General features: G+C 44.8%; 14 protein-coding genes. 1 reads left to right on the top strand and 13 read right to left on the bottom strand.

Annotated elements, in window-relative coordinates:
- Positions 1 to 104: 104 nt before the first annotated feature.
- The 11 genes from R7P74_RS00655 to R7P74_RS00605 all read right to left on the bottom strand — a co-directional run bounded on the left by R7P74_RS00655 (position 105) and on the right by R7P74_RS00605 (position 12672).
- Positions 105 to 1469 carry an O-antigen ligase family protein gene (locus R7P74_RS00655; protein ID WP_175413444.1) on the bottom strand — a complete coding sequence of 455 codons (1365 nt, stop codon included), beginning with the start codon at positions 1467 to 1469 and terminating at the stop codon, positions 105 to 107.
- On the bottom strand, positions 1466 to 2896 hold the full coding sequence (locus R7P74_RS00650; protein WP_318122509.1) for a lipopolysaccharide biosynthesis protein: 1431 nt from the start codon (positions 2894 to 2896) through the stop codon (positions 1466 to 1468). The genes R7P74_RS00655 and R7P74_RS00650 overlap by 4 nt, the downstream gene beginning before the upstream one ends.
- Entirely contained in the window at positions 2889 to 4061 is a 1173-nt protein-coding gene (locus R7P74_RS00645; protein WP_318122507.1) for a glycosyltransferase, read from the bottom strand. Before R7P74_RS00645 ends, R7P74_RS00650 begins: the two co-directional genes overlap by 8 nt.
- An 11-nt stretch (positions 4062 to 4072) precedes the next feature.
- Positions 4073 to 5257 (bottom strand): glycosyltransferase, encoded by a 1185-nt coding sequence (locus R7P74_RS00640; RefSeq protein ID WP_213912421.1) that lies wholly within the window; start codon positions 5255 to 5257, stop codon positions 4073 to 4075.
- Positions 5258 to 5401: 144 nt separating this feature from the next.
- A complete protein-coding gene (locus R7P74_RS00635) occupies positions 5402 to 6472 on the bottom strand; it encodes a glycosyltransferase family 4 protein (RefSeq protein ID WP_213872004.1) in 1071 nt (356 codons plus the stop codon).
- The gene (locus R7P74_RS00630; protein ID WP_085569876.1) at positions 6447 to 7973 is read right to left on the bottom strand and encodes a sigma-54-dependent transcriptional regulator; all 1527 of its coding nucleotides are present in this window, start codon (positions 7971 to 7973) and stop codon (positions 6447 to 6449) included. The genes R7P74_RS00635 and R7P74_RS00630 overlap by 26 nt, the downstream gene beginning before the upstream one ends.
- Before the next feature lie 308 nt (positions 7974 to 8281).
- The gene (locus tag R7P74_RS00625; RefSeq protein WP_005377636.1) at positions 8282 to 8662 is read right to left on the bottom strand and encodes an Hpt domain-containing protein; all 381 of its coding nucleotides are present in this window, start codon (positions 8660 to 8662) and stop codon (positions 8282 to 8284) included.
- Between the two features lie 11 nt (positions 8663 to 8673).
- Positions 8674 to 9360 (bottom strand): AAA family ATPase, encoded by a 687-nt coding sequence (locus tag R7P74_RS00620; protein WP_318122503.1) that lies wholly within the window; start codon positions 9358 to 9360, stop codon positions 8674 to 8676.
- Positions 9360 to 11462, bottom strand: a complete 2103-nt coding sequence (locus R7P74_RS00615; protein ID WP_318122501.1) for an SLBB domain-containing protein — start codon at positions 11460 to 11462, stop codon at positions 9360 to 9362. The genes R7P74_RS00620 and R7P74_RS00615 overlap by 1 nt, the downstream gene beginning before the upstream one ends.
- The gene (locus R7P74_RS00610) at positions 11459 to 12325 is read right to left on the bottom strand and encodes an OmpA family protein (RefSeq protein WP_005377631.1); all 867 of its coding nucleotides are present in this window, start codon (positions 12323 to 12325) and stop codon (positions 11459 to 11461) included. The genes R7P74_RS00615 and R7P74_RS00610 overlap by 4 nt, the downstream gene beginning before the upstream one ends.
- A gap of 26 nt (positions 12326 to 12351) precedes the next feature.
- On the bottom strand, positions 12352 to 12672 hold the full coding sequence (locus R7P74_RS00605) for an STAS domain-containing protein (RefSeq protein WP_017634929.1): 321 nt from the start codon (positions 12670 to 12672) through the stop codon (positions 12352 to 12354).
- Positions 12673 to 13094: 422 nt separating this feature from the next.
- Here R7P74_RS00605 and R7P74_RS00600 point away from each other — a divergent pair, with 422 nt between their 5' ends.
- On the top strand, positions 13095 to 13940 hold the full coding sequence (locus R7P74_RS00600; protein ID WP_086046755.1) for a DNA ligase: 846 nt from the start codon (positions 13095 to 13097) through the stop codon (positions 13938 to 13940).
- 15 nt (positions 13941 to 13955) lie between these two features.
- Here the strand turns inward: R7P74_RS00600 and R7P74_RS00595 are convergent, their stop codons facing one another.
- Both R7P74_RS00595 and R7P74_RS00590 read right to left on the bottom strand, forming a co-directional pair.
- On the bottom strand, positions 13956 to 14954 hold the full coding sequence (locus tag R7P74_RS00595) for a DUF3080 domain-containing protein (protein ID WP_318122499.1): 999 nt from the start codon (positions 14952 to 14954) through the stop codon (positions 13956 to 13958).
- A gap of 134 nt (positions 14955 to 15088) precedes the next feature.
- Positions 15089 to 16459 (bottom strand): MATE family efflux transporter, encoded by a 1371-nt coding sequence (locus R7P74_RS00590; RefSeq protein ID WP_005377626.1) that lies wholly within the window; start codon positions 16457 to 16459, stop codon positions 15089 to 15091.
- Between the last annotated feature and the right edge of the window lie 210 nt (positions 16460 to 16669).

The following is a 16669-nucleotide window of genomic DNA, read 5'->3' as shown; positions in this document are numbered from 1 at the left end:
TGAGTCTTGGTTATTTGATTACTAATTAAGTGAGTAATCACAATGCGTGCCAAGGAATTAGCCATTTTAAAACAGTGAGTTATGGGTTTTGTTTATGTTTGAAACTAGGATTTCTCATTTTGACAGTCACTTTGAACAATTCGGCTAACGACAACTGTTAATGCCGCTAGAATGTAAATTGGCCAAGTGAAACCTTGAGTCAGAAACGTACCTGATACGATGGTACCGATAAGCCCACTTAACACGGCGTTTGCTCCAACAGAGAGGGTGTAATCTGATTTTGGTGTCAACAATGAGATGGAATGCAAAGAGGTGCGGATCAATGACACAATTAAAGTAATGAACACCGCGAGTCCGACAAAACCCGTTTCTGCCAACACGCCAAACCAAGTACTATGGACCGCGTGGTTGATACCATCCCAGTGTGGGCTGTAGAAATAGTAATTAAAGTAAAAGTTATCTAGACCTACGCCAGTCAACGGGTGATGCAGCGCCATTTTAAATGCCGCTTCCCACGCATAAAGTCGCCCCATCGCAGAGGCATCTATACCATCCTCAGCGGCTCCCCCCGACTCTCGTCCTGAAATACCAGCGAATGCGTAGAGTACGATCGCTGCGATGGCGCCTAGTACCAAGACTAATGTTTTGCTTTTGATGTGTTTAAAAGCAAAGTAGGCAAATACAGACAGTGAACCTAGTAACCCACCGCGGCTCTGCGTCTCAATGATCGCAAAGAACAAAACCAAACAGGTGATAAGGGCAAAGAGCCTGAGATGCTTGGGGGAATGCTTCTCCATCAATTGACTAACGGTAAAGGCAAGGGGAAACATCAGCACTAGTGCCAAATCGTTAGGATCGCCAAGTACGGAACCTATGGATCGTCCTATCGACACGCGCGTTCCTTCGACTAAATCAATGCCATTCGCTGCGTTTTGTAATGCCACTAAGCCAATCAATAGTCCGGCGAAAATAATTGCTTTTGACATCTGTGCGAGCTGTGAAGGTTTAGTAATAAGCCAGGTGATTGCCAACGTCATAATGATGATTTTCCAATAGGTATTTTTGAACACCGTTATTGCGATATCACGACTGGAAGCGAATATTATTCCGATGATCACCAGACCCCAAAATATACACAGCCACTTTAATGAAGGGTGCCAAAAAGCTGTAATCTGGCGGCTTATAAGAAGGTGAAAGGCGAGTGCGGCGAGTGCCCCCAGTGATAACAGTAATGGGATCTTGAAGTTATAGATAACAGGAAAGGCTTCGTGAATACGAAAGAATGAAAAAATAACGAACAGTGTGACAAGCCAAAACGTTTGATTGAGAACAAACAGTAACGCGAGTGGTGCGAAACACAACGCAACAATCAAAATGGGATGAGGCATAACAATCCAAAGCAGGCCGATACCGACAGTGATCGTCAGTGCTGCGATGGACTGTTTTGTTCTCACCTTGGTTTCATTCATAACGAGTATCTCTTCACCTGTCCACGCCGTTTCACTATGTATCGAGTGAGCGCATTGAGCGTCTCTTTACTCATGTAGCGAGTGGCTATCCCTGCGAGCAAACTGCATGTCAAAATGCAAATTGCGATGGCGATGCCTATTGATTGTGAAGAGTGAAGCAGGAACAGTGCCACACCGGATATAATCTGTAATAAAACCATCAGACTTAGGTGAAAAGGCAACGTCATACATTGTTGGCCTACTACATAAGTCAGGCCCAGCTTACACAGTTGTGCGTAATAAAGCGCAATGAACACACCATAAATACCCAGAGAAGATAAGCCAAACAGCAAAGCAATCGCAACGCACGCAGAGACGACATTTATACCCAGTAGCCAGCGAGTACGACGCTTGTACAAAATGGAGATGTTAATCAACTCACTCCATTCTTTTAACATGGCGATAGGTAGCAAGAATAAGCTGAATAGTACCGCCTCATGATAGGTTTCTGGCAGTAAGTAGGTGATCATCACCATTGCTAATGTGCCAACCACTACACTCAAACCTGTAATGTAAATCATACCTAAGTGTGTGATGCGCACTGCTTCAGTGTTCTTGCGCCCTTCTAAGTAGTTAAATCGACGTGGCATCCACCACATGCCAAATGGCTGCACTAAAATACACATGCCCACTGCAAATTTTACCGCTATCGCGTAAATCCCTAACGTCGCAAGAGAAGTGTTGGCACCAATGAACCAGCGTTCAGCGCCATTGAGACAAAATGCTACTAAACCGGCCATCATCATTGGTAGGCAGTAGTTTAGGTATTGTTTTGCCAATGTCAGCTTAGGAAGGGTGACATTGTAACGGTTAACGATGTGCAGCCAAACAAATTGAGTAATAGCAGCCAACAAGCCCCCCCACAAAACAGAAATAACATGGGGATGAACAGACAGCGCCGCGACGATAAAAATGACCTGAAAAATGGTGGTAGTGACCATGACGTTAAGCAGTGTTCTTGCTTTGTCGTCTTGTGTTCTTAACCAGGCAGTGCCGATTGCAATACTGCCTTCTAGAACGATGGCAAACATAACAATAGCAAATTCGACTCGCGTAAAAGGCGCGGGAATGGGGGCGATTAAAATGATAGTGAGCAAGCTAAGAGCAACGACGCCAGCGATGAGTAAAGCAAGTGAGTACAGCTGGTTTAGTAGGCTTGTGCGCGTATTTTTATCCTTTTCAACGCCGACGAATCGATAAAGCGCTTCATGCAAAGCGAAACTGACAAACAAGGTCGTAACAACACCAAAGGTTGTTAGAAGCTCAAGCTTGCCCATTTGTTCTGGTGAGAGAAAGTGGGGCAATACAGGCAGCATGATTAGGCTGATGCTTTTATTGATCACTAAGGCGATAGCAAATAGCGTCATGTTGGTCATTGCTTTAGGCATGGTCATATCCTTTGATGTCTCGCGGTGTCTTGAGTGTGCAATCATTGTTGGTAGCAATTTCGCCAGCAAGGTGCTGGGCGATTGGCAAATAACAACGTTCGGCTGTGTATAGTTGAGAAACATTGAGTGCTTCGATACCCATCGTTACTTTCATCCACGGCGATTCATTCAAAAGGCGAATTGCGTTGTGTAACGAAGCCACATTGTTAGGCGTGTATTTAATACAATTTCGGCCGTGAGTTAACACGCGGTCCCAATAACTATCATCATGTGGAATGACGACACACATACCTGCAGCGAGCGCTTCCAAAATAGATAACCCAAAAGGTTCGTTGAGACTGGTGGAAACAAACACACCACACTGTGAACGCAATTCATCTAAGTTGTTTGGGCACTCATGCCATTCAACACCTTGTGTGTTGAAGTCCGGTGTTGAATATTCCACACCTGCCACGTTAGGTTTGATGTAACACACGGTGGATTTGATCTTTTTCGACTCATCAAGTGTTAAAGCATCAAGCAAAAGATCGATGTTCTTCCATTTTAGTAAGCTAGCTGCCCAGAAAACGCGGCTTGAAATCGGATTCGCTTGTTTTGGCCAGCGATCTTTCGATAATCCATTAACAAATGTAGATGTATTCAAACCACACCAATAGCGTTCGGTGGCTGGCTTCTCTGTTTTGAGGTAGGCCTGTAATGCTTCTACCATTGATTCGCGGGTGTTTGCCAAGTAGTAAATTGCCGATGCTTTTACTAAGCAGTAGCCAGCAGATCTCGATCGTCCAATAGGGCCATGAACCATCTGTACCACAGGCTTTTTGCTAATTAATCGTAGTAAGTACAAAGGCATATCATTACTTGGGCAAGATAGGCCCAAAAAGCTATCTATTTTTGGCAGCTTCATGCACGCGTAGAGAAGTTGGAGAAAGTAGTAAGCGTTCATCAACCAGTAGGTCAGTCCATGAGTCGAGTTAAATGGTGATGGTTTTATTTTTATAACTTGCACACGCGGTGTATCACTAAGCAGTGACGCCCAATGCTCTGGATTTGTAGTGAGTAGATAACCAATCACGTTCAGCTTATCGCACTGCTTAAGGAGCTCTGCATTCGCGATTTTGGATCCACCTTGCATTGGGATGGCGTCGAACATCAATACACGTTTCATGACCGGGCTCCTCAATTGATGCTCAACCAGCGTGAAAGAGGCTTCATGCAGTGAGTCATTGGCATTGGTGTAATGGCGTTGTTATTAAGTTCACCTTCGTAAATACGTTCAATAGCGTTGATAGATGCAGTCGTCGTTAAGTTCTGGCTAGCATGTAGGTAAGCGTTTTCCGCCAGCTTGTTTCTTAATGCCGCGTCTTGCATGACTTGTTGAATCGCGTTTAACAGGCTCGCCATTCCACTGTTCTGGTACAGCAATGCAGAGTGATTATGCTCGAACAACTCAGGAATGCCTCCCGTTTTAGGAGCCACGATAGGCAGTTGAGCTAAAGCCGCTTCTCCGAGCACGAGACCAAAGGCCTCTTCATAGGCGCCGCTAATAAAAGCGTCTGCATTACCACACATCCACGCTCCGGCATTGTGTTGCTCTCCGACAAAGTGCACTCGTTCTTGGATACCAAGATCCGATGCAAGCTGTTGCAATGCTTCTCTTTCTTCGCCGTCACCAACAATAACAAGGTGAGGGTTGTTGTGGTGGTAGTTGTGCATGCGCATTGCGCGAATAAGGCGGTCGAACCCTTTGCGCTTAATCAGCGAACCCACCGACAGAAAGGTAAAGGCCTGTGATGGGATTCCGAGGCGATCTTTAATGTCTATGGGTGTATCCACGCCTTGAAGTGACACGCCGTTGTGTACGACATGAAGTTGGTTTTGTGGGTAGCCGTCCTGAAGAATTTCGCGTCCAACATCTTTGCTAACGCAAATCAATTTTGGAGAGAGGTGAAGTCCGAGAGAGAAGCGATCGCGCAATGTATAATGGCAATGAAGTTGCGTGACAAGTGGTATATGATTCATGCGAGCAGCCAAACACATCCATTGACAAGGGCCGCCGCTATTGACGTGTACCAAGTCGATGTTGTGCTTTTCGATTAATGCTGAGCCTTGTTTGATAAGGCTATTCCACCCGCTAATATCCCAGCGCGGAGCGCTCCAACCACCCACCAAATTGAAGGCTGAATGTTCCGCTTCAATTCCGAGCGATTGGCACTTATCGATTAATGGTTGGCAGTTGGACCATACGAATGGCTCAAACTTATCGCGGTCGATTCCTGAAATGAGAGCCAGAAGCACCACTTCACTGCCGCGAATCCAATTATCACCATAATGAACATATAGAATGCGTTTTGGCGTAGTCATAAGTCACCTCTGTCTCATCATTAATCTGCGTTAACTGCTGAGCTGCAATAGAGATGCCAAAATATGCCATTAGTTTATGTGATTGAATCTTATATGATATTTATGTTTGGAACTCATCATTCTCATATTGAGAACCAATATGGATTAGTGATCCGTTTCAATTTGATATTTTTGTAGCAATACGGGAATCACACTTTGTGTTGAGAAATCATCAATGATGGTTTGTCGAGCATTCTCGCGAATGAGTGATTGTTGCGCTTCACCAATCGACATCCAGTCATGAAGACATTTAGCAAGAGAGGGAATGTCTTCGACGATAAAACCATTTTTACCCGTTTGGATAATATCTGGAAGACGACCTACACGTAAGCTCATCACGGCAATGCCTCTCGACATGGCTTCAAGCGCCGCCATTGGAAGACCCTCATAACGAGAAGAAATGATAAGTACACTGATATTTTCCCAAACACCTTCCATATCGGTTTGATGGCCGAAGAAAGTCACATTTGGAGGGGCAGTTTGATTAAGCGATTCTTTTTCTGGGCCATCACCGTACACACTAAACTGTAATGTTGGACAGAGCCTCGCTACCTCAATAAATTGATCGGCGCCTTTTTCCTGACTCAATCGGCCGACAAAAGCGATCTCCTGATAGTTGGGTTGACTGTTGGGAATCGAAACAAAGTTATTCAGCAGTCCTGAAGAACAAAAAACTTTGCGCTGAATACTCGGACTGACAGCAAAGCAATGGTCAGATAGGCTGCCTGAGCTTCTATCAAGCCAATCGTATAGCCATAGTTTCCCTGAGGACGATTCACCAGCATGATAAGTTGAAATCAAACGAGGAAACGTACGGGTGAGCAGTTTGGCGCAGCGCGACAAAATCGACGCTTTATAACCATGGGAGTGAACCACTGAGGGTTGGTGATTGGCGACAGCGCTTGTTAGGTGTTTAATTTTTAAAGCTTTATTGGGCTCGCCAGACAAATAGTTTAAGTAACTCACAGGGATCGCGGCTTCTTTTGCCTTCTGTACAATCTGAGCGGCTGGCGAATACTCGGTGGTTAGCACAACTCGAGCTTTGTTTCCAAAGGCGATTAATCCCCGAGCTAGCTCGATAACGTGACTTTCAATGCCGCCGAATAGACGGCTATCAAGCAAGATCCAAATTTCACCAATGGCAGGTTTATCAAGATTGTTCGAGATTAATTTCATCCGCTTCCCACGCTTGTTTTTTTCGGTAAACCGTAGATGGGCTTAACTCCAGCATGACAGCGGCGTTGAGGACGTTGCCATCACAGTACGCAATTGCGTTCTGAATTGCTTCACGCTCTACTTGCCACATAGGGCGAATGGTTCCATCAGAGTTAAAGTACGGTGAGGTAGCAGCAGAGGACGGTGTACCAGGCAGCTCCGCTGCGGTAATCGACGGTTCGACCGCAGAAGGTGAAGGTTCCTCAGTATAAACAGGTGGTGGTGTGATTGGTGCAATGTTTGCTGACTCTTGAGCAACATGCGCAGGTGTCGTTGTTTTCGTAACTTTTGACTTTTTAGTGAGTTGAGCGGGTAGGTGGCTCACCGTGACTTTTTCGTCGTTATTAAGCACCACAATGTTACGTATGATGTTTTGTAGTTGCCTTACATTACCCGGCCATTCGTAATGCTTGATGATATGTTGAGCTTCACTGTCGATTGTTGAGAATTTCTTTTTGTCCTGTTTGGCGTAAGTGGTCAAGAAGTGCTTGGCAAGCGTGACGATGTCACTTCCTCGTTCACGTAATGGGGGCATATCGATAGGTATAACGTGCACACGGTAGTATAAGTCTTCACGAAAACGACCTTCTTCTACTTCTGTTAATGGATCTCGGTTAGTGGCACAAATGATTCTCACATCCACTTTCATTTCTCGAGTGCCACCAAGAGGGGTGTAAGTGCCCGTTTGTAGAAAGCGGAGCAACTTCTTTTGCATCTCAAGTTCCATTTCACACAGCTCATCAAGAAAAAGCGTGCCACCATGTGCCAGCGTCGCCGCACCTTTTCGATCTGTTGTTGCTCCAGTAAAGGCCCCTTTAACGTGACCAAAAATCTCACTTTCCATCAAATCTCGTGGAATAGCCCCACAGTTAATTGCAATAAAAGGCTTGTCTTTACGGTCACTCTGGCGGTGGACAGCTTCAGCACAAACTTCTTTACCTGTGCCGCTTTCTCCCACAATAAACACACTGGCAGAAGTTGGCGCAACAGCATCAATGGTCTTGTATACCGCCTGCATCGGGAGGCTTGAACCGATGAATCCGTGATAGTTGTGGCGATCAAACTTGGACTGAATATTTTCCACCAAATCTTCCAATTTGGCGCGTTTAAGGTGCAATGCAACTGACGTTTTTAGGCGATCAGCGTTTATGGGCTTTTCTAAGAAATCTTCCGCACCTTTTTGAATTAGATTAACGGCTAAGTCGACGCTGCCGTGTGCCGTAGCAATAATAACGGACGTAGGAATGTCATTCTGGTTGATCCAATCCAGCACGTCTTCGCCAGACATGTCGGGCAGTTTCAAATCGAGAATGATGAGCTGAGGTTTGCTTCTTTCAATAAATTGAATCGCTTCGCGACCTGTCTCGACATGAAAAATGTCATAAGGTTCGTCTTTCACATACTGCTTATAAAGTATGGCTAGTGAAGTAGAGTCCTCTACCAGTAATACCCTTGGTCTCATAGTCCCATCCCAACGTAGTTTGTTTCATTTTTTATGATTTTTGTCAGCACTACTATTTGGCATTATGAGTGGTTTATAGCTCTCTAGTGCTGAAAATTCTCAATTTGAGAAAAGCGTTATTTAAGTATTAGCACAAGGTAGGAAATTTGCGAAAAATCCATACTTTTTAATTGATTAAGTTATGCCCAAATAATTTCAAGGTGTGTGGCTTGGCGAGGATGACTGAATTTGGAGCCTAAATTTCTGAGATGATGTCGGCATCGCGCTTTATCAAACGCGATGCTTCGCTAGGGAGTAAGACACTGATACTACTCAAACCCTTGAGCTTTTCGCTTTTCTAACGCATCAAACGATTCATTGGCGAGTTGAGGAAGTGTTTCACAAAGCTCCAATGCTTTTGGTATTTTTCCTTCGACACAGTACTTCTCAATCATTCTTGCTTGTCTTGAAAGCGTTCGATTGCCTAGAGCGAGAGCAGAACTGCCCAGTGTGTGAACCTCGAACTCCAATGTTTGAAGGTCTTTTGTGCTTAATGCTTGCTCTATTTTCTCCATGCGATCGCGTGACTCTTCGACATAGTGATCAATCAAGGTAGGGATGATTTCGGCGCACGTATCTTTGATCATTTGCTGAAGAATATGCTCATCCACTAATTCTTGCTCGATAGTCAATGTATTATTTATCGTCATAATAGCGCTCCCTATAACATAAACAGTTCGCTTTTTTTAATTTGCTGAGACAGTTTTTCTTTCCACTTTTTTGGTAAGAAACGCAGCTTGGAAACTTGGCGGATTAACTCATCTTTCAGGCTTGGAGTGTGCTTCATGTTCAGTACAGAACCAATCAAGTTCGCACCGCTAGCATCGAGTAGCTTATTGGCTTGCTCGAGCTGGGTTGCAGTCGTAGAGCCATAATGCGCTACTAACAAAGTAGCATCACATACGCCAGCAATCACTTGAGGAGCAATATTGCTTCGGTTGACACTAAGAAGTGGTGATGTATCTATCACGACGCGCTCGTACTGCGTTAACCATTGTGCAATGTTTCGTTTCAGCATTGTTGGGTCTCGGTACGCTAACTGAGTGCTGGCGAGAGATGGAGCAGGGAGGCCGACTAAAGTTTGATGTGTATTCTCTCGTGTGATCAAATGGCCAACCTTCTCGTCATCATCAAATTCGTGAACGGTGTGATAAGCGGGTTTGAATAAGTTAAGGTCTACATACAAAGTATTGTGGCCTGCTAAAACCAAGCGCTCTGCAAGAGATGACGCCACGGAAGTGACACCATCTTCAGATTTACAACCCACAACACAAATCGTTTTGTGGCCTTTCTGTTCGCTCTGAAGATAAATTTGCTCAATCTCAGCGTGAGTTGCAGGAATAGTCATTACAACGCTCCTATTAACACGATGGTTGTGGTGATTTGTAAAATATCTCTTAATCCGGCCCTCGCTTTTTCAACAAAGCTTTCGTCTTTATGGGGAATGTAAATCGTGTCGCCTGCGCGAATAACTGGCAGCTCATAAATGTTGGCTGTTTTACTAAAGTTAACCAAATCAAATGTTCGGGCTTGGCCTTGGCAGCAAGACATATTGACCACACTGATCTTTTCAAGGTAGGCATTGTCAGTTGGTCCTCCTGCTTCCGCTAACAGATCAAGCACAGTCATGTTGTCATTGAATACGTACCGCCCTGGGTCTCTTACTTCACCTAATACGCGTACCGTGGACTCTTTTGAACGATCTAACCAGTTTTTGTTTTTTTCTGGAATGTAAATGGTATCACCAGGACGAACGTGGGGCAGAATTGACTCATCGCCTGTTTCAAAGTACATCGATAAATTCAATTTACTCACTTTGGCATAACCTAGGCCTCGGTGTGTGACACGGATGTTGTGAATATCTGCATCCATTGTCGGTCCATCGGCGGCAGACAAAATATCCAGAAAATGCATATCTTCAGTGAAACGATAGCGCCCAGGTGCATTGATTTGCCCGAAAACGTATATCGATGCGTCAGAGCTTTGGCTTACCCATTGCGATTTATTATCGGATGGGTCGTCAGGCAATGCATGTACCCTTACGACTGTACCAGCGGAAACTTGAGGTAGGCTTGATGTTGGTGAGCCATCCAGAATGTATTGGTCTAAGTCAAATTGTGTCATTTGACCGTTATTGGCGACTTCAATTTTGGTGGTATCAGCTCGTCGAGTTGGGCCTCCAACGTGTGCAAGCAGATCAATCAAATCCATTTCGTCTGACCACTCGATGCGTCCAGGGCGAACAACTTCTCCCATCACTGCGACCGCTCGACTAGGTGCTACTTTTAACCAAGACTTCTCATTGAAATCGGTTTTCTCCGGCACGAAAATCGCGTCTCCTGGTCCAACATTTGGTGGTCTGGCTGAAGATAGTCCTTCTGTATGCGCGGTAAGATCGAATTTGATGACTTTGCCATCGGCTTTTATAACGCGAATTTGGCGAGATTCTGCGTAGCGAGTGGGCCCGCCAGCGTTGGCGAGGATATCCATGAAGCTAGCGCCTTGCTTGCCTTCGTATGCCCCAGGATGGGCGACTTCACCCATCACGTAAACCACATTTGCACCTGCTTTGATTTCTTCTTCCTGTTTTGGGACAAAGATGGTGGCACCTGGCAGGATCTCTGGCAGTAGGCTTTGGTCTCCAGTATCAAGGTACTTTTTCAGGTTAAACATGGTTGGGTTATTGTTTGTTATCACGCGAATTTGCTCAACACTGGCATATCGTGTCACGCCGCCAGCTCGCATTACGACATCAACTAGCGTGGTGTTTGGCTTGTATGAGAACGAGCCAGGTGCGTTGACTTCACCAAAGACTTTGATTGCACGAGCGGAATCTGCGCTGTCACCTGAATTCGCGAGTTTTGCTGCATCAAACTCTTGCTCAATATTCCCTACGAGTGGGGAAGCGGGGACAAATAAGACATCCAGTGATTCTAGTTTTGGCAGTTGGCTATTGTCACCCGTATCAAGGAAGCGTTTGTAGTCAAATTCAATGTTTTTATTTCCACGTTTCACGATCATTTTATCAAGCTGAGCCCCAGCGCGCAGGCCGCCAGCTTCGTACACAAACATTTGAATGTTGGACCCAGAAGGTAAGGTATATTCACCGGGTTTGACCACGTAGCCTTGAACGGACACTAACAACTGTTGCTGTTTAATAAAAATTCGAGCGTTGTTAACGTCACGATACACGGTCTTTAGCCTGTCGATAATCACGTCTTGGAGTTGTTGTTCATTGTAGCCGGCCACTAATACAGGGCCGACTTCTGGTAAATTAATTCGTCCACGACGATCAACCTGAAACCCTTGGTTTAACGACGCCTCTCCAGGTAAGTTAATCTGTATTAAATCACCGACCTTAACAGTATTGCTCTCATCCGCTATGGAAGAAGGTACCCACGCGACCAGACACAACAACATTAAGAGGATAAATGGTTTCATCGTGTTCATAGCGCGCCTCCTGCCGTTGGGTTTCGGTTTATTGAGGTATCGCTATCTGAATTAGGGCTAATAACCTCGATGCTTACTCGACGATTAGTTAAACGCACGGCGGATGTTTCACCTTCATAGAGTGGCAGGTTATCTCCGACAGATTTGGTAGTGACTCTCTCTGAAGTGATACCAAATACGGTTAGGTAACGCTTTACTTGTTCTGCACGCGCTTGAGCAAGTTTCTGGTTGTAATCGGGTGTTCCAGTTGCATCCGCATGCCCCGTTACTACAAGAGATAGGTTAGGGTGGTCACGTAAAATGTAGGCTGCTTCTGCCAAATGTCCCATGTACTTCGGGTTGATTTCTGCTGAATCGACAGCAAACTGGTTGTCGATATTAAGTAGTGCATAGATATCCGACACTATGTTTAGGTCGCTACGTAGTGCTTCAATATCATCGGGCGGTGTGCAAGTGGTTTGGCTCAGTACGTAGTCGAGTTGTTGTTCGAGCTGGTTTAAGCGTCGACGCTGAATCACAAGGTCGTTGGCAGCGTCGAGTAAAAGCCCACCTTCCAACTCGCGCGCAATTCTATTTTGTTTTTCAAGGGCCTGAACAACTGCCGCAGGAAAACACCAGCGCGCTCCCTCTTGGATTAGTGCGTCTAGATGTAACTTGGTCAGTTGCCAATCAAACCTTAACCCATGTTCTGGACCTAAAGGCTCGTCAGGCATCACAGGGGAAAACTGATAATTCTCGATCGAGATATCTTGATAGCTTTCCGCCAAGCCACCTTTTCCGTGTTCTGGGTAGTCAAACGACGAACAACCAAACATGCCGACAACAAGACCGCTTACTGCATATCGTCGTATAAGATTTACCATGCCAACCTCCGTTTAAACCGGTATTTTTAGTGTCCTTTTGAGTTAACGGGAATGGCATGGTTGATACGAAGCAAGCTCATGATTTCTAAAGGTTGGCCTGATACGTTTTCAATACTCATGCTTCTTTCACGTTCAACTAGACGCTTATATAAGTAAACAATGGCACCAATCCCTGAAGAATCAAGAAATTGGACGTGCTGTAGGTTAATTTCGACTTCTTTGTGATGATTGTTGTGAATTACCTCATCAATGTGATGTTGTGCTTGTCGACAGCCGCTTGCATCTAAGTCACCAAAAAACTCAATGGCTAACTTGTCTTGATTGATTTCTAGTTTGCGTAGTTCCATGACTCTGTCTCCGTTTGTTTTTCTAATTGGATATAGAGCAGGTAACGTGCCAATTTGAAATTAATGAAAAATCAAACAGTTAAATATTGTTAATGATATTGTTCAATTTGAGAAAGGACTGATTCTCAAATTGAGAATCAAAAACGCACAGAGAAATGGTTTGCTTATAAGAGGTTTTGAGCCGAAAGAAGTCGTTAGACCGGGGGATCTCGTCATGATTAGATTCCAACTCGATTGACGAACCATCCGCCTTAAGTGAATAACGTGTAACGACTAAATGCAAAACCTGTCTAAAGTTTATGATTATCTTTGCAAATTATTACTAATGTTGATTGTTATGAGTCGAAGAATAACTAGTAATAAATAGGTCATCGAGAGGACTTACGTTTCAATAAAGGCGATTTTTTGTACAAGGTCTTCTTATGCCATTAAAAATGACATTAATTGCGCTGGCTGTTATGGCAGCGTCTTCACAGCTTCAAGCGGATACGTCTCTCGCACCACCAGTTTCTCTTGCACAAAGCTATCAGGATGGCATTGATGTGTCTGAATATTGGTATAGCGAAAAACTTGATGGTGTTCGCGCTTATTGGACTGGGCAACATCTCGTGACGAGAAATGGTAATCGAATCTACGCCCCAGATTGGTTTACAGGACCTTTGCCTGATTATCCGTTGGACGGTGAACTTTGGGCTGGGAGAGGTAATTTCCATCTTGTTCAGCAAACGGTGTTAGATAAAACTCCTGTAGAGTCTGCTTGGCGACACATCGACTTTATGATCTTTGATATGCCATATTCCGCTGGTGATTATCGGAAGCGTTATTACAACATCAAAGACTTAGTGCTTGAAGTCGACCAGCCTCATATCAAATATGTCGAGCACCGAGCGATTCAAAATGAAGCTCATCTGTTTACACAGTTGGATAAAATTTCAATATCCGACGGTGAAGGGGTGATGTTGCGGAAGGTATCAAGCCGCTATCAGGCTGGACGCGGTAGTGATTTGCTTAAACTAAAACGATACGCAGATGATGAAGCGTTAGTTGTGGGTTATAAGCCAGGAACAGGGCGCTTATTAGGTATGATGGGAGCAATGTTAGTTCGCTTACCAAATGGCATTGAGTTTTACATCGGTAGCGGATTTACCGATGAAGTACGTCGCCAGCCTCCGAAAATTGGTTCAACCATTACATTTAGATATAACGGTTTTACACATACTGGTAAACCACGTTTTGCTCGATTCTTGCGTGAAAGGTTGAAGGAATAGAACGCTCTGCACTTACTAGTTGCCAACGGTTACGCCACATCGTTTGAAGAGACCCTGCCAAAACTGAACGTGGTTTAGGGTTTCTTGCCTAAATGTCCTATGGGCCTCAATGATGCCATACTGGTGACCATGGAGTTGCATACGGTTCTCCACCAAAGTGGCACCATCATTAAGTTGTTGATAGGTACTGTCTAAATAAGCCAAATAAGGTTGCACTTCTTCAACGTAAATGGATTGAAAGACATTTCTTAAGTAGCGGAACTGAGTGGTGTCTCTGTTCGGCCCGCACAATACATTGCTCTGGTTCTGCTCAAGTAGCCGAGTTGTCGCTTTTAACCAAAGGGATGTGTTTACCATTGAATAGTAAAGTCGTCCGAGTAAACGAGATTTCTCTAACTCTTCTTGATATTGCGTAACTTCCACGTCGGGTAGACGTGAGACCGCGCGGTGGGGTAAATCATACATTTCGCTGAAAATACGATAGACATCGTTAATGCGTGCAATATCATTCGTCGTATTTTGAGATAGCCAATCAGAGGCAGTTAGTTGCTTTTGCATGGCGTCACTTACGAGTAGTAAGTTGTCGAGATGAATGTCTAAATGTTGCCACTTGGTTGAGTAAAGCTCTGTCAATGTCGCGCGTTCTTCATCGCTAAGTGGAAATTCGGATAAACATCGATGCATGACTCTTAAAAGGGCAGTTTGATAATCAAAATCATGAAAGGCATCCTGCACCTTTCCAAGTTGCGAGTTTTTCTCAGCAAGTAAATTGAAGAGTCCGCACTGTCGTAATTGATAGCTCTCTAGCAGGCCAATAGATAGCCTTGGCAATGGCTCGAACAAAACGCGTTTCGCAGGAATCGTTACCGTAGACTGTAATGTTATTGGAATAGCAGGAACGTCCAATACATTGGCTACACGTTGATGATACTTATCAAACATGGCGTTCTCTGGATTGAACCAGTTATCACAACCATTAAGAATCAAGATTAAGAACAATAAAATAGACCGCACAAATATCCTTTTTTCTAACTTCGTATCCGTTGTCTAGAGAGCAAAATCAACCGCTTTGTAATCTTGTTATAAGTATACTCAACCGTGTGATTATTCGATCAAAAAAGCCAGCGGATGCTGGCTTTTTTTACTTTTTATTGAACTGAAAAGTTCAATTGCACTTCTGGCTCTTGGCGATGCATCCAACGCATTCTGACGCCTAGCATAAAGGCCGCAGAAGATAGGCCGATGATAAAACCAAGCCAGAAGCCTTGTGCTCCCATTGGCTCGACAATCCAGTCTGTACGGCCAAGGACGTAACCAATTGGCAGCCCAAGAATCCAATAAGCAATAAAAGTACGGTTGAAGATGGCTCGCATGTCTTTATAGCCGCGTAATGCACCAGCTGCGATCACTTGAACCGCATCCGTACATTGATAAACAGCGGCAAACACGAGCAGGTGCATCGCTAGAGTGATTACCTCTGGGTTGCTAGTATAAAGCTCGGCGATCCACTCACGAGACAAGACGGTTAAAATCGCTGTGAGAACGGACAATGCTAGACCAACCATAATGCCGACTCGTGACGCTACGCGCGCGCCATCTACGTTTTCTTCACCAAGTCGATGGCCGACACGAATGCTTACTGCTGCACCAATACTCATTGGTAGCATAAATACCAACGAGGAGAAGTTAATCGCGACTTGATGCGCTGCCACAATGATAGGACCCAGTGGTGAAACGAGCAGTGCAACAACAGCAAACAATGTCACTTCAAAAAACAGCGCTGCTGCAACAGGAAAGCCGAGCTTGAATAGACGAACTTGCGCTTTCCATTGTGGGCGATGCCATTCTCCAAATAGGTTGATGCTTTTCAATCGCTCTGATGTCATCACATACAGCAATAGCATGGCAAACATGACCCAGTAAACAATCGTGGTTGCTACACCACAGCCAACACCGCCTAATTCAGGTGCACCAAACTTGCCGTACACGAAAATCCAGTTTAGAGGAATGTTGAGCAGCAAACCGATAAAGCCAATCACCATTGCCGGCTTCGTCAATGACATACCATCCGTAAAGCTTCTAAGCGTTTGGAAAAGTAAAAAAGCGGGTACTGCTAATATAACGGCATGAATGTATCCCACCGTTTTTTCAGCCATCAGTGCTTCAACATCCATCAGCCCGAGAATAAACTGGGTTTGAAGCAGGACTGCAATTATCGGCACACTGATCAGCAATGCCAAAACGACGCCTTGCTGAATTTCAAACGGGATTTTCACTCGACGACCAGAGCCATTTAACTGTGCGACAACAGGGACCAATGCCATTAATAAACCCACCCCAAACAAAATGGATGGTAGCCAAATACTTGAAGCGACAGAAACCGCAGCCATGTCGGTGGCGCTAACGCCGCCAGCCATTACGGTATCAACAAACCCCATACCAGTTTGAGCGACAGATGCGATCAATACCGGGGTCGCCAATTTGATAAGACTTGATGCTTCTTCTTTATAGCGATGCACGAAAAATACTCCAGAGCGGAACAATAAGTTGAAAGAATGAGAGTACTCGAGGGCAAAAGATGTGGTGAACGGATCTGATGGTTGATTTTAGTCACGATAAGGTGAAAAAATGCCTCGGAGAAACTCCGCGCAAATGATAAACAATTGTATGTTTATATTCCATAGCTAGGTAGCGAATAGTCGATAACACTGACTGGACGCTCTCCACGC

The sequence above is a fragment of the Vibrio sp. 2033 genome (assembly GCF_033339735.1).
The sequence above is the reverse complement of the archived record's forward strand: the minus strand, read 5'-3'. Positions and strand labels throughout refer to the sequence as shown.